This is a genomic window from Actinoalloteichus fjordicus (assembly GCF_001941625.1).
GTDB classification, from domain to species: domain Bacteria; phylum Actinomycetota; class Actinomycetes; order Mycobacteriales; family Pseudonocardiaceae; genus Actinoalloteichus_A; species Actinoalloteichus_A fjordicus.
Genome location: NZ_CP016076.1, coordinates 6,748,749 through 6,763,602 on the forward strand (window position 1 = coordinate 6,748,749; position 14,854 = coordinate 6,763,602).

7 protein-coding genes and 3 rRNA genes are annotated in these 14,854 nt (G+C 64.6%); 2 read left to right on the top strand and 8 right to left on the bottom strand.

Annotation, left to right across the window (positions count from 1 at the left end; translation table 11 throughout):
• Positions 1-1,170: 1,170 nt before the first annotated feature.
• Entirely contained in the window at positions 1,171-1,395 is a 225-nt protein-coding gene (locus UA74_RS31275) for a hypothetical protein (protein ID WP_083683773.1), read from the top strand.
• A gap of 147 nt (positions 1,396-1,542) precedes the next feature.
• On the top strand, positions 1,543-2,904 hold the full coding sequence (locus UA74_RS28820; RefSeq protein WP_075742988.1) for a cytochrome P450: 1,362 nt from the start codon (positions 1,543-1,545) through the stop codon (positions 2,902-2,904).
• 59 nt (positions 2,905-2,963) lie between these two features.
• Here the strand turns inward: UA74_RS28820 and UA74_RS28825 are convergent, their stop codons facing one another.
• The 8 genes from UA74_RS28825 to UA74_RS28865 all read right to left on the bottom strand — a co-directional run bounded on the left by UA74_RS28825 (position 2,964) and on the right by UA74_RS28865 (position 13,910).
• Positions 2,964-3,845: a diacylglycerol/lipid kinase family protein gene (locus UA74_RS28825; RefSeq protein WP_075742989.1), complete on the bottom strand. Its 882-nt coding sequence runs from the start codon at positions 3,843-3,845 to the stop codon at positions 2,964-2,966.
• A 225-nt stretch (positions 3,846-4,070) separates the two neighbouring features.
• The gene (locus tag UA74_RS28830) at positions 4,071-4,841 is read right to left on the bottom strand and encodes an SDR family NAD(P)-dependent oxidoreductase (RefSeq protein WP_075742990.1); all 771 of its coding nucleotides are present in this window, start codon (positions 4,839-4,841) and stop codon (positions 4,071-4,073) included.
• Between the two features lie 94 nt (positions 4,842-4,935).
• On the bottom strand, positions 4,936-5,376 hold the full coding sequence (locus tag UA74_RS28835; RefSeq protein ID WP_083683775.1) for a hypothetical protein: 441 nt from the start codon (positions 5,374-5,376) through the stop codon (positions 4,936-4,938).
• Between the two features lie 593 nt (positions 5,377-5,969).
• Positions 5,970-6,536 carry a hypothetical protein gene (locus UA74_RS28845; RefSeq protein ID WP_232237535.1) on the bottom strand — a complete coding sequence of 189 codons (567 nt, stop codon included), beginning with the start codon at positions 6,534-6,536 and terminating at the stop codon, positions 5,970-5,972.
• Positions 6,537-6,720: 184 nt separating this feature from the next.
• Complete coding sequence (locus UA74_RS28850) at positions 6,721-8,214, bottom strand: SDR family NAD(P)-dependent oxidoreductase (protein ID WP_075742993.1); 1,494 nt, start codon at positions 8,212-8,214, stop codon at positions 6,721-6,723.
• A 376-nt stretch (positions 8,215-8,590) separates the two neighbouring features.
• Positions 8,591-8,707, bottom strand: a 5S ribosomal RNA gene (gene rrf, locus UA74_RS28855).
• A 170-nt stretch (positions 8,708-8,877) separates the two neighbouring features.
• A 23S ribosomal RNA gene (locus UA74_RS28860) occupies positions 8,878-11,989 on the bottom strand.
• Positions 11,990-12,394: 405 nt separating this feature from the next.
• Positions 12,395-13,910 (bottom strand): 16S ribosomal RNA (locus UA74_RS28865).
• The 16S, 23S and 5S rRNA genes sit together here, the layout of an rRNA operon.
• Positions 13,911-14,854: the final 944 nt, after the last annotated feature.

Here is a 14,854-nt window from a genome sequence, read left to right on the forward strand (position 1 = left end):
CGTACCCGGCCGGGAGGGTGACCTCGATGCTCTCGGCGCACCCCCACGCCGACCGCGCGAGGGCAGGGGACGCCCGGGAACGGGAGCCGAGGAGAGCAGGCACGCACATCGGGACCCGGCCGCGCCGCGTGGCACTCGCGCGCCGGGAGGGACCCGCCACGGCGAAGACCCCGACCGGCGGAGTCGCCTCCGCAGGCCGGGGTCCGTGTCGCACGAGGCATCGGCTCGTGACGGGACGTCGAACGATTCGGAAGCGTGTCTTATTGTCAGTTAACAGAGTGCACTCCGAACGCCACATCCCGACATCTGGAACCGTTCACCGCGCTGATGACAAGCCAGGAGGGTCTCGCTAGCGTCGAACTCGGCCTACCGACCGGCTACGGGGAGAACAGATGCTCGGCGCCGCATGAAGTGACCGAGAGCCACGCCTCAACGCCGGATCGGACGTACCGCCACTGGCGGAACTCCTGGTGACCGGCCCGTTCTCCGATGCGCTGCGCGCCGCGATCGCGGCAAGCGGATTGAGCCTCGACCGAGTGTGTCATCGGCTGCGGCAGCACAGGCACCCCGTGAGCGCCGCCACCCTCAGTTATTGGCAGTCGGGCCGCAGCAGACCAGAACGTCGCGAATCCCTGGTCGCACTGAGCCATTTGGAGGGAATACTCCGACTACCGCCGCAGGCCCTGCACACGCTGCTCGGACCACCTCGACCTCGGGGTCGAAGAATTCAGCGAAAAGAACCGAGCACCGTCTCGTTGTGGCAGGACGACCGCCGAGTCGTCGAGCTGCTGGGCGGCGTCGACGTGGAATCAGACATGCTGCTGGATCGGATCAGCCAACATGATCATTACGTGTTCGGGCACACGGGGAATTCGTCGGCGTGCGGGTCAGACAGGTGTTACGGGCCCGCCAGGACGGCCCCGATCGGGCCGTGGCCGTGTTCGACGGCGAGAGCACCGGAACGACCGCCCCGACTCTGCGTCCGCTGCAGAGCTGTCGTCTCGGCAGGGTCGTGACCTCTGATCACACCGATCTCGTCGTGGCGGAACTCGTCCTGCCGCACCCGTTGGCACGTGGGGAGACGGCCGTACTCGAGTACCAGCTCGTCGGCGGCGGCCGCTCGGCCGCCGAGGCCGCCGCCATGGAGTGCTCGCGGCGATTCCGACACCGGTGCGGGAGTACCTGCTGGAGATCGCCTTCCACCCGGCACGGCTGCCGACGAGGGTTCATCGCGTCGGCACCGCGCTCGAACCAGGGGATGCAGGCCGCCGAAGACCACCGGCGGTGAACTCGATGCACACGGTGCACACCGTCGAACTCGACGTCGGGCCCGGCACCGTCGGCATCGGCTGGTCCTGGCCGAGGCTGCTGACCGTGCCGCACACCGCCGAATGATCCGGGCAGCCGCTGCGCCGCCCGCTCGACCCGCAGCCTTCGGTCCGCTCGTCCATCGTCCGAATCAGTGTTCCGGTCTCTAGATCATTGCGCATGGCACGGCACCAGAGAACCCTCGACTCGACACAGTCGCGCACGGGAGGACTCATGACCGTCGACCACATTCCGAGCGCGAGCGGGCTGCCGCTGATCGGCTCGATGCTCGATCTCCAACGCGGCGCGTTGCAGGCCTACGAGCGGGCCCGCGCCGAGCACGGCGACGTGGTCCGCTTCATCGCCGGACCGCCAGGCCTGCGGGCCACGTTCTACGCCGTCTTCTCCCCGCAGGGGGCGAAAGAGGTGCTCGCGACCAAGGCAGCCGACTTCGGCAAGGACAACCAGTTCTACGAGGAGGTGCGACAGATCCTCGGCAACGGACTGCTGACCAGCCAGCACGACGACTACCAGCGACAACGTCGTCTCATCCAGCCGCTGTTCACCCCGCGCAGGGTCGACCTCTATGCGGACGCCATCCGTGAGGAGACCCGGCGGATGACGGACGGCTGGAGCGCCGCGCCGGACGGGACGATCGATGCATTAGAGGAGACGGGCAGCTTCACCCTGCGCACCGTGGCCCGGGTGCTGTTCGGCGCCGACGCCGACGACATGATCCCCGCCGTGCGCCGAGGCTTCCCGATCCTGTCGGCACACACCCGGCGACGCGGCTTCGCCCCGGTCAACGTCCCCAGGACCTGGCCGACGCCCGGGAACATCAAGGCGAACGCGGCACAGGCCGAGCTGTACGAGGTGTGCGATCGGATCATCGCGAGCCGAGGCAGGCAGGACGACGTCGCCGACGGCACCGGAACCGACCTTCTCGCCCTGCTCAGCGAGGCGGTGGGCGAGGACGGCGACCGCCTCGACGCCGTGGAGATCCGCGAACAGGTCCTCATCTTCCTGCTCGCCGGCCACGAGACGACGGCCACCGCCCTCGCCTTCGCCCTGCATCTGCTGGCCCGCCATCCCGCAGAGCAGGCGGAGGCCAGGGCGGAGGTCGACCGGGTTCTCGGCGGCGCGGACCCCGAGGCCGCCGACGTCGATCGACTGCCCTACCTGACGATGGTCTTGAAGGAGGCGATGCGGCTGTACCCGCCCGCACCCGCCCTCGGCCGCCGTAACAAGGTCGACATCGAGGTGGACGGACGCCGTATCCCCGCCGGGTCCGACGTGATCCTGGTCCCATGGGCTATCCACCGGCATCCCGACCACTGGGAGGACCCCGAGCGCTTCGATCCGACGCGGTTCACCGAGGAGCGCGAGTCCGCCCGACACCGGTACGCCTGGATGCCGTTCGGCGGCGGCCCCAGGGCGTGCATCGGGAGGCGGTTCTCCATGCTGGAGTCGGTGTTGACGCTCGCGATGATCCTGCGCGATCACGAGATCGAGGCCGTCGACGTCGACGTCCCGGTGGAACAGGGCGTCACCATCGGCGTGCGCGGGCCGATGCGTTGCCGAGTCACCCCCCGCTGAGCGGGACGGCGTCAGACTTCGGCGTTCGCCGCCTACAGCCGCGCAGGTGGCGAACGCCGTCAGACCAGGGTGGTCAGGGCGCCGGGGAGCACCTCGACCCGCACGGTGGCGCCCTCGGGGACCCGGATGACCTCGCCGTCGATCTGCATCGGCGTCGGCGCCGCCGTGGTGAACTCGTACTCCCGGACGCCCGGCTGCGGCCCGAGGCCGCGCACGGCCGCCCGCAACGCGGTGCCCAACACCCGCCACTTCGCGGTGTGCGGGATGGCGACGACCTCGAAGAGCCCGTCGTCGGGGCGGCCGTGCTCGCTGAGGGTGGCGTACTTGGCCATCTCGGGGATGTTGGCGAAGACGAGGCTGTCGAAACGATGTCGGGTGCCGTCCGGCCGGACGATGGTGAACGGCCGGAACCGAGTGAAGGTCCGCACCGCCGTCACGATCTCACGGAAGGACCCCTTGCCGCCCTTCTCCAGGTCCACTGCGACGATCGGAGTCAGGCCGAGCCCGATATAGGAGTGGGCGTGCTGGACGTGAGCGCCCGCACGGTCGGCCACCGTCAGCCGCAGCAGGTCGATCCGCCGGACTTCATCTGCGACGATCGACTCGATCAGCGGACGATCTCGCAGGACGCGATGGTGGTCATTGGCATTGCCTGCGGCGAGGACCGCGCAGACGGCGTGCGTCCTCTCGGCCCGCATTACCCCGTCGACGACCTCGTTGTACCCGCCGTCGCCGCTGACCGAGACGATCAACGGCCTGCCTTCGCCTGCGGCCTCCGCCGCCAGGTCGCGGGCATGGCCAGCATGCCGGGTGGGCCGCAGGGTGACGGGCAGCGCGGGCAGACGCTCGGCCAGGTCGGCGCGCAGTCCCTCCGCCAGTTCAGGCGCGGAGCCGGTGCTGTTCGGGTTGTAGATGAGGACGGCACGATCGATGCGGCGCACGAACCGACAGTAGAGTGCCGGAGCCGCTGGACACAGCCTTGATTCACCTGATCTCCGACGGCCGGAGCGCTGCGGGACGACCAGCTTCGACCGGCGCGACGTGCTCCGTCGTCCAGGTCTGTCCGGGGCGGCCTCCCCGTGCCTCGCTAGACCGATGTGAGCCGGTCGCCCGACTCGCTCGACGTGTCCACCGCCTCGATCGCACAGTGAGCGTCGACCACACGCTCACGAGGGCAGTTCGACCCCGGTCAATGCTGCGCAGGCAGCCAGCAGGGCGTCTTGGACGGCCGGGTCGGCCGCCGCGTGGTGCGGCGTCCGCGCTCGACGTCCAGACAGGTACCGGCCGCTGACCACGGCAGCCTGCTCGTCTGAGGAGGCCAGCCACACCGGGGTGTCGGCGCCGTCGGCCACCGAGTCGGGAGCGGCCGACCCGCCCATCCTGCTGCGGACCCAGCCGGGGTCGACCGCATTGCTGATCACCTCGGGCCACCGCCGGGCGACGGCGAAGGCCAGCAGGACGTCGTGCAGCTTCGAATCGCAGTAGGCCTGCAGGCCCGACCAGGGCCGCCGCCGAAACTGGAGGTCCTCCAGCGCGATCTCTCCCGAGGCCTGTCCGCCCGAGGACAGGTAGACGAGGCGCCTCGGCCGGGGCAGCAGGGCTGTCAACAGATAGGGAGCGAGCACGTTGATCTGGAACACGCGCTCGAGCCCGTCGCGGGTCTCGGCACGCTCGGGGAAGGTGTAGACACCCGCGTTGTGGATCACCACGTCGAACGGACCGGCCTCGGTCGCAGCCGCCGCCAACGCCCTCGTCTCCGCCAAGGAGGCAAGGTCGCCCACCAGCACGCCGACGGCCGAGGGGACCGCCTCGCGGGCCTGCTCCGCCCGATGCGCAGAGCGAGCGTGCAGCGTCACGCGATGTCCCGCTCGGGCGAGCGTCGCTGCGGTCTCCCTGCCGATCCCGTCCGAGGAACCGGTCACGAACACACTGGCCATGTCGATCTCCTCCGCCTTCGATGATCCGTGTCCGCCTCGATCATGCTCGGCTGGCCGGTGGCCCGGACACGCGGCGTCCGAGATCAGGACGACGTCAGCCGCCGTCGAGGCGCACGAAGTCCCTGGCGGTCTCCGACCAGCGGTGATATCGAGTCCAGCAGCGCCCGGTGTCCAGGTCGAGCACCCGCAGGGCGATGTCGCCGTGCCAGACCAGGAGATCGACCGGCTGCCACGTCCAGACGTCCGGGAGGAAGACGGTGCCCAAGGGCAGCACCACGCCCCGCGCGTCGACGGTCACGGCGACGACGACCGTGAGGGCCGTCGCGTCGGGCTGCCCACATCGCAGCATCAGCAGGGCGTCCTCGTGCCCGTCCCCGGTGAGATCGGCGTAGACGATCTCCCTGTCGAGGCCGGGACCGGTTTCGAATCGGTAGCAGCCGTCCTCGCTCTCCGCGATGCCGTCGACGAAGCGGACCGGCCGGGCCGGACATCGACCGGTCCCCGGCATGACGAACCGAGCGTTGCGCCAGTCCACCGCACGAACAGCACGTCGAGCTGTTGCTCCCGACCGCCCAACGGCGGCAGGCGACGCGCCCATTGCCAATCCGAGAATGCACGCCGCAGTCCCGAACATGCGCAGTGGATTCGATTCCGGTCCGCTCACGCGACTCACCTCCACCCGGTCGGCCCCGCTCCGGCTGCCCAGCAGTTCTCCCGACCGGGTCGTCCGATCGAAGCGTGCCCCGACACGATGGTGAGCGCATCGAGTATCACCAGATGGACGGGTGAGGGCGGGCGGGAGATCGGGTGACGGCTGCCCCGTCGGTAATCCGTTGCGGTCGGCCTGTCGACGGGACCGAGCGCAGGCCCATCGCGTTCACGGCGGCAAGGATCAGGTACGACAGCCGCCGCCACGCCACGCGGCGCCGGGAACAGGGCTGCGGCATGTCGATCAGGGTCAGGTCCCACGCCGTTCGCACCGCCAGGGCGCACCCCGCGCGCCAGGTCGGCTCTGCTCGCATCAGCTCCGACGGCACCCGAGTCGAGTTCGACCAGCTCCCGGCCCGACGGCCTCATCCACCCCGGTACCGAGGCAGTCGGCCCTCGCCGCCGACCGATGTCTGCGGGTCAGATCCGCACGAAGCCCTCTCGCGGGGAGAAGCGGTAGTACTCGTTCGTGAACTGACCGGTCCCGAAGTCCTCGAAGCGCACCGCGACGTCCCCGTGCCAGATCGCGACATCGACGGGCACGATCTCCCAGGAGTCCTTGTTGCCGACGGTTCCCAATCCGGAGATCACCCCGTCCTCGCTGACATCGACGCCCACGACTGCGGTCGAGTACTCCGAATTGCGCGGGCCGCACTGCAAGATCAGCAGCGCCGACTCCCGACCGCTCCCGATGACGTCGCCGTAGACGATCTCCGCACCTGGGGCGAACCGGTACACCCGGTCCTCGGTCTCCCCGGCGCCGTCGGTGAAGGTGACGGTCGCGGGCGGGCAGCCGCCCACCTCCGACACCGTGAAGGTGGCGTTGTACCAGTCGACGTCCCGGACGTCCTGTGCCGTGGTGGCCGCCGCCGACGTGTTCGAAGCACCCTCCGCCGCGACAGCGACGGGCCCCAACGCCACCAGTCCCGATACGAGCATCAACCCCATCGACGCCGCAACGGCCCGGCTTCTGAATCGATTCCCCATCCGTAGCTCCCCTGATCCCCGGCAGCCCCTGGGCCAGAGACCCGAAAGCTGCTCCCTACGCCTCTGCCATGAGAGACGCACGTCACCAAGACCAGGTTGCCCCTTCGCGGACGTCCTCGCCCGTGGGAGCGGCAGCGAAGGCGTCGAACGGGCCCGTCAACCTCGTCGTCCGAGGCACAGGCCGTCACCAGGGAGAGGGCGCGTAGTCCTTCAGGAAGCAGCCCCGGAGGTCCTCGCCCGCCTCGCCACGCACGATGGGGTCGTACACCCTCGCCGCACCGTCCACGAGGTCGAGCGGCGCGTGGAAGCCCTCGTCCGCCAGTCGCATCTTGAGAGTGTGCGGACGCTCATCGGTGATCCAGCCGGTGTCGACACTGGTCATCAGGATGCCGTCCGTCAACATCTCCTCGGCGCTGGTCCTGGTCAGCATGTTCAGCGCAGCCTTGGCCATGTTGGTGTGCGGATGGCCCGGCCCCTTGTAGGCGCGGCTGAACTGACCCTCCATCGCCGATACGTTGACGACGTACTTTCGCCGGGCAGCCGACGCGGCCATCGCGGGACGCAGCCTGCTGACCAGGATGAAGGGGGCTGTCATGTTGCAGAGCTGCACTTCCAGCAGCTCCGTCGGCTCGACCTCCTGCACGTGCTGGGTCCAACTGTTGTGCTCCGCCAGGTCCGGCACGAGACCCCCCGCATCGACGACGGCACCCGAAGCCAGCCGGACGGGCGCCGACGGATCGGCGGTCAAGGCCAGCGCCGTCACCACCTCCGGGGTCAGCGACTCGCTCCCGCTCGACTCGCTGATCGCGCCGACCAGGGCCGCCGGGTGCACCGCGGCCGAATGCCCGAAGGTGATGGTCTCCGGCAGCGGTCCGGCAGGCAACGGTGCCGACTCGGCGGCGGCCAGGGGCGCGTAGGACCCCGGCGAACGCCGAACCGTCTGCGCGGCATTGTTGATCAGGATGTCCAGCGGCCCCTGCTCGCGCACCGAATCGGCCAGCGCGATCACCTGGGCGGGGTCGCGCAGGTCGACACCGACGACGCGCAGCCGATGCAGCCAGTCCGCACTGTCGGGCATCGAGGTGAACCGACGGATCGCGTCCGAAGGGAACCGGGTGGTGATGGTCGTGTGCGCGCCGTCGCGTAGCAGCCGCAACGCGATGTACATGCCGATCTTCGCCCGGCCGCCGGTGAGCAGCGCCCGCCTGCCGCTCAAGTCCGTGCGCGCGTCGCGCCTGCTCCGATTCAGCTCGGCACAGGACGGGCAGAGCTGGTGGTAGAAGGCGTCCACCTCGCGATACCGGTTCTTGCACGTGTAGCACGACCTGGCGCGCTGGTAGGTGCCTGCGGTGGCGCCCTGCACGGACGACACCAGCGGAAGCCCCCGCGTCTCGTCGTCGATGCGTCCAGGGGCGCCGGTCGCGGTCGCGGCGATCACCGCGTCGTCGGCCACGCGCTGGGCGTCCCGCTTGGCATTGCGCCGTTGTTTGCGGACAGTCTTGTAGATGCCTGCGGTGGCACGTCGTACCGCCACGGCGTCCGGATGCTCGGTCGGCAGCTCCTGGACCTCGGCGAGCACCGCGAGACAGGCGGCTAGGCGCTCCGGATCGATACCCGACGCCGCCGCAGCCGAGGCCCCCGCCTGCTGCTCGATCTCCTCGATCCCGCTCACCGTCATGTCACTCACCGCTCTCGATCCCGCGTCCGACACACCGCCGGAACCGTACGCGGATGCCCCCTGCACGAATCCGCACGGCGACGCCACGAAGAACGGCGCAAGCAGGCAGCCCGCTTCCAGAACATCCCGGCTGGTCAACCCAGCACCATCAGCGCCCGCATTCGCGACGACAGCCGGGCCGCCCTGTTCTCAACGTGCCCCGACTTGCTTCGCACCCGGCAAGACCACACGGTAGCTGGGGGTGTCGAGGTGGTGTCGACCCCGGGCAGGCCGTGCCATGGGTTTCGGGCACAAAAAATGGGTGGAGGGAAAACCGGGAGCACCACACACAAGGGTGCTACAACCAGTCTCCCCTCCACCCATCGGTTGAGGTAAAGGTCGGCGGCGTCCTACTCTCCCACACCCCCACGGGTGCAGTACCATCGGCGCTGGAGGGCTTAGCTTCCGGGTTCGGAATGGGACCGGGCGTTTCCCCACCGCTATGACCACCGACACACCAGCGAACGAACAACCCCCACCCCCGGACACCCCACCCTCCACGGTGACCGGTGTGCCGTGCCCTGACCGTAGTCGGGACTGGCACACCCCCCACCTGGAGAGTTTCGGTGTCTGAAGGGGAACAGTTGTTCCTTCAGAACCACACAGTGGACGCGTAGCATCTTCGTGAGCAAGTCCTCGGCCTATTAGTACCCGTCAACTCCACCTGTTACCAGGCTTCCATCTCGGGCCTATCAACCCAGTGGTCTGCTGGGGGCCTTAACCCACAAAGGGGTGGGACACCTCATCTAGGAACAGGCTTCCCGCTTAGATGCTTTCAGCGGTTATCCCTCCCGAACGTAGCCAACCAGCCATGCACCTGGCGGTACAACTGGCACACCAGAGGTTCGTCCATCCCGGTCCTCTCGTACTAGGGACAGCCTTCCGCAAGTATCCTACGCGCGCGGCGGATAGGGACCGAACTGTCTCACGACGTTCTAAACCCAGCTCGCGTGCCGCTTTAATGGGCGAACAGCCCAACCCTTGGGACCTACTCCAGCCCCAGGATGCGACGAGCCGACATCGAGGTGCCAAACCATGCCGTCGATATGGACTCTTGGGCAAGATCAGCCTGTTATCCCCGGGGTACCTTTTATCCGTTGAGCGACACCGCTTCCACCAGCCAGTGCCGGATCACTAGTCCCGACTTTCGTCCCTGCTCGACCCGTCAGTCTCACAGTCAAGCTCCCTTGTGCACTTACACTCAACACCTGATTGCCAACCAGGCTGAGGGAACCTTTGGGCGCCTCCGTTACCCTTTGGGAGGCAACCGCCCCAGTTAAACTACCCACCAGGCACTGTCCCTGAACCCGATCAGGGTCCGAGGTTAGACATCCAGTACGACCAGAGTGGTATTTCAACGACGACTCCGCAGCCACTGGCGTGACCACATCACAGTCTCCCACCTATCCTACACAAGCCGAACCGAACACCAATACCAAGCTATAGTAAAGGTCCCGGGGTCTTTCCGTCCTGCCGCGCGTAACGAGCATCTTTACTCGTAGTGCAATTTCGCCGGGCCTGTGGTTGAGACAGCGGAGAAGTCGTTACGCCATTCGTGCAGGTCGGAACTTACCCGACAAGGAATTTCGCTACCTTAGGATGGTTATAGTTACCACCGCCGTTTACTGGCGCTTAAGTTCTCACCTTCGCCCCGAAGAGCTAAGCGGTCCCCTTAACGTTCCAGCACCGGGCAGGCGTCAGTCCGTATACATCGTCTTACGACTTCGCACGGACCTGTGTTTTTAATAAACAGTCGCTTCTCCCTGGTCTCTGCGGCCACACAACGCTAGCCCGCGAAGGGCTTCACGCCACACGGCCCCCCTTCTCCCGAAGTTACGGGGGCATTTTGCCGAGTTCCTTAACCACAGTTCACCCGATCGCCTCGGTATACTCTACCTGACCACCTGTGTCGGTTTGGGGTACGGGCCGCGAAGATACTCGCTAGAGGCTTTTCTCGGCAGCATGGGATCACTCTACTTCGCCTCATTCGGCTACGCATCACGTCTCACCCTATAAGCCCCGACGGATTTACCTATCAGAGCAGGCTACACGCTTACACCAGTACTACCACTCACTGGCGGAGCTACCCTCCTGCGTCACCCCATCACTTGACTACTACCAGCTCAGATCCCGCGCAGACCACCACCACCCCCGAAAGGGCAACAATAATCCGGGCGGTTAGTATCACCAGCCTCGCCATGGGCGCATCTACACGGGTACGGGAATATCAACCCGTTGTCCATCGACTACGCCTGTCGGCCTCGCCTTAGGTCCCGACTTACCCTGGGCGGAATAACCTGGCCCAGGAACCCTTGGTCATACGGCGGCAGAGTTTCTCACTCTGCTTTCGCTACTCATGCCTGCATTCTCACTCGCACACCGTCCACGACTCGTTTCCACGGCCGCTTCACCCGATGCACGACGCTCCCCTACCCATCCACACACCTAGACCCACCCCGAAAGGCAGGCCGGGCACACATGTGAATGACACAGCTTCGGCGGTGCGCTTGAGCCCCGCTACATTATCGGCGCAGGACCACTTGACCAGTGAGCTATTACGCACTCTTTAAAGGATGGCTGCTTCTAAGCCAACCTCCTGGTTGTCTGGGCGACCCCACATCCTTTCCCACTTAGCGCACACTTGGGGGCCTTAGCTGGTGTTCTGGGCTGTTTCCCTCTCGACTACGAAGCTTATCCCCCGCAGTCTCACTGCCACGCTCTCACTCACCCGCATTCGGAGTTTGGCTGACGTCAGTAACCTTGTAGGGCCCATTAGCCATCCAGTGCTCTACCTCGAATGAGAAACACGTGACGCTGCACCTAAATGCATTTCGGGGAGAACCAGCTATCACGGAGTTTGACTGGCCTTTCACCCCTACCCACAGCTCATCCCCCAGGTTTTCAACCCTGGTGGGTTCGGGCCTCCACACGGTCTTACCCGCGCTTCACCCTGGCCATGGGTAGATCACTCCGCTTCGGGTCTAGGACATGCGACTCAGAACGCCCTATTCGGACTCGCTTTCGCTACGGCTACCCCACCCGGGTTAACCTCGCCACACATCACTAACTCGCAGGCTCATTCTTCAAAAGGCACGCCATCACCCCAAAAGGCTCTGACGGCTTGTAGGCATACGGGTTCAGGTACTATTTCACTCCCCTCCCGGGGTACTTTTCACCTTTCCCTCACGGTACTAGTCCGCTATCGGTCATCAGGAAGTATTTAGGCTTAGCGGGTGGTCCCGCCAGATTCACAGCAAATTTCACGAGCTCGCTGCTACTTGGGAACACGACCAGGAGACGTCAGGTTTTCGCGTACGGGAGTATCACCCTCTACGCCGGTGCTTTCCAGACACCTTCCGCTAACCACAACGTTTTCTCACTCCTTGCCAGCATGGCAGCACTGACCAGTCGGTCCCACGACCCCGCATACGCAACCCCTGCCAGGTATCACACGTACACGGTTTAGCCTCTTCCGCTTTCGCTCGCCACTACTCACGGAATCACGGTTGTTTTCTCTTCCTACGGGTACTGAGATGTTTCACTTCCCCGCGTTCCCTCCACACACCCTATATATTCAGATGCGGGTGACACCCCATGACGGATGCCGGGTTTCCCCATTCGGACACCCTCGGATCATAGCTCGGTTGACAGCTCCCCGAGGATTATCGCAGTCTCCTACGTCCTTCATCGGCTCCTGATGCCTAGGCATCCACCGTATGCCCTTACTAACTTGCCACAAAGATGCTCGCGTCCACTGTGTAGTTCTCAAAGAACAACCAGACCACCCGCCACCCGCCACCACACACCCCCAGGAACTCACATCCCCGACAGCAGTTTGATCGCGACGAACAGTCCATCCGTTCACACATCCAAGACAACACACCACACGGCGTGTTCCCTCAGGACCCAACAGCGTGCCGACCCGGAACCCTCACCCCGCCACCCGAACTTTCCACGCCCACCACCGAAGCAGCAGACAGTACTCACCCGAACAACCAGACGACCATCCCGAGATAACCAACAGTCCACATCCACTGAGCAGGCCGCCACCACCACGAACGGGCAGTCCGACGACCCAACCCCACCCACCACCCACAAACTCGACGTTCATGGACCGGTCGGCGAGAGTCATGCTCCTTAGAAAGGAGGTGATCCAGCCGCACCTTCCGGTACGGCTACCTTGTTACGACTTCGTCCCAATCGCCAGTCCCACCTTCGACCACTCCCCCCCTCACGGGTTGGGCCATGGGCTTCGGGTGTTACCGACTTTCGTGACGTGACGGGCGGTGTGTACAAGGCCCGGGAACGTATTCACCGCAGCGTTGCTGATCTGCGATTACTAGCGACTCCGACTTCACGGGGTCGAGTTGCAGACCCCGATCCGAACTGAGACCGGCTTTCTGGGATTCGCTCCACCTCACGGCTTAGCAGCCCTTTGTACCGGCCATTGTAGCATGTGTGAAGCCCTGGACATAAGGGGCATGATGACTTGACGTCGTCCCCACCTTCCTCCGAGTTGACCCCGGCAGTCTCCCATGAGTCCCCACCATTACGTGCTGGCAACATGGAATAAGGGTTGCGCTCGTTGCGGGACTTAACCCAACATCTCACGACACGAGCTGACGACAGCCATGCACCACCTGTACACCGACCTTGCGGAAACCCCATCTCTGAGGCTGTCCGGTGCATGTCAAACCCAGGTAAGGTTCTTCGCGTTGCATCGAATTAATCCACATGCTCCGCCGCTTGTGCGGGCCCCCGTCAATTCCTTTGAGTTTTAGCCTTGCGGCCGTACTCCCCAGGCGGGGCGCTTAATGCGTTAGCTACGGCACGGAGGACGTGGAAATCCCCCACACCTAGCGCCCACCGTTTACGGCGTGGACTACCAGGGTATCTAATCCTGTTCGCTCCCCACGCTTTCGCTCCTCAGCGTCAGTATCGGCCCAGAGACCCGCCTTCGCCACCGGTGTTCCTCCTGATATCTGCGCATTTCACCGCTACACCAGGAATTCCAGTCTCCCCTGCCGAACTCAAGTCTGCCCGTATCGACTGCACGCCCGGGGTTAAGCCCCAGGTTTTCACAGCCGACGCGACAAACCGCCTACGAGCTCTTTACGCCCAATAATTCCGGACAACGCTCGCACCCTACGTATTACCGCGGCTGCTGGCACGTAGTTAGCCGGTGCTTCTTCTGCGCCTACCGTCACTTTCGCTTCTTCGGCGCTGAAAGAGGTTTACAACCCGAAGGCAGTCATCCCTCACGCGGCGTCGCTGCGTCAGGCTTTCGCCCATTGCGCAATATTCCCCACTGCTGCCTCCCGTAGGAGTCTGGGCCGTGTCTCAGTCCCAGTGTGGCCGGTCGCCCTCTCAGGCCGGCTACCCGTCGTCGCCTTGGTAGGCCATCACCCCACCAACAAGCTGATAGGCCGCGGGCCCATCCCACACCGCCGGAACTTTCCACACACCACCATGCGATGGCATGTCATATCCGGTATTAGCCCCGGTTTCCCGAGGTTATCCCAAAGTGCAGGGCAGGTTACCCACGTGTTACTCACCCGTTCGCCGCTCGTGTACCCCGAAGGGCCTTACCGCTCGACTTGCATGTGTTAAGCACGCCGCCAGCGTTCGTCCTGAGCCAGGATCAAACTCTCCATCAATGAATGATGAGAATCGACCATGACTGATCTTTATCTCAAAGGAATCCTCACACGGAGGATTTTCATACAACCAAACAAGCATCTGCTGGCTATTATCTCGACACACTGTTGAGTTCTCAAAGAACACGCGCACCACCACCCACACCCCCCACGGAGGCTTCAGCGATCCACGCCATATTGTCTTACACATTGTCAAGCTTATCAGAGCCACCCCACGACCACCCTGCCGGGCAATCCTCGGTGTTTCTCTCGGCTCGTTGTGGTGAAACCTTAGCAAGTCGATTTTCAGTCTGTCAAATCGGGGAGCAACCGAAGTCGAACACCCGATTCACCACCTGACGACCAACACCCGAAGGCATCCGACCACCACCGAACCGTATTCATTTTATCAAGTCAAACCGTATCCCGCCGCTGATCACTCTGTCAAATCCGCGCTGCGTGCAGCAGCACTTCTGACTTGGCAACCGTTTGTCGAGATATTGAACTGTCAAAACCGTAGTCTCGCGTTGATCACCGTGTCAAATCGACTCTGTCGAGCAATTCGCGCCGATGAACCGCGCCAGATATCCGGTTATCAAAACCCTACCGGCTGTCTGCGACGAATCCGTCGGCGACCGCAGTTCTGCGTGAACTCGGCATGACCTTAAATCCGTGCATACGCACGCTGCCTCTAGACGCCTCGGCGCCGAGAAGCCTCGTAACCAGTTGGGGGGTGCCGCAAAACAGTACCCGGTCCGCGACGTGGCGTCAAGCCACACGACCCGGTGAAACACTGTCCGACTTGATGAAGAGTACCACCACGCCGAACCGCTCTTTCGACCGTCCCCGCCAGGCTCTCGAAGTCCTGTTCCGTCCGGTGCTCCTTGCGGCAGAGGAGAAGGTACTCATCCTCATGCGACATAGTCAAATCGCCTGGTCACAAAGCCGCTTCAGCAGAACAGGGC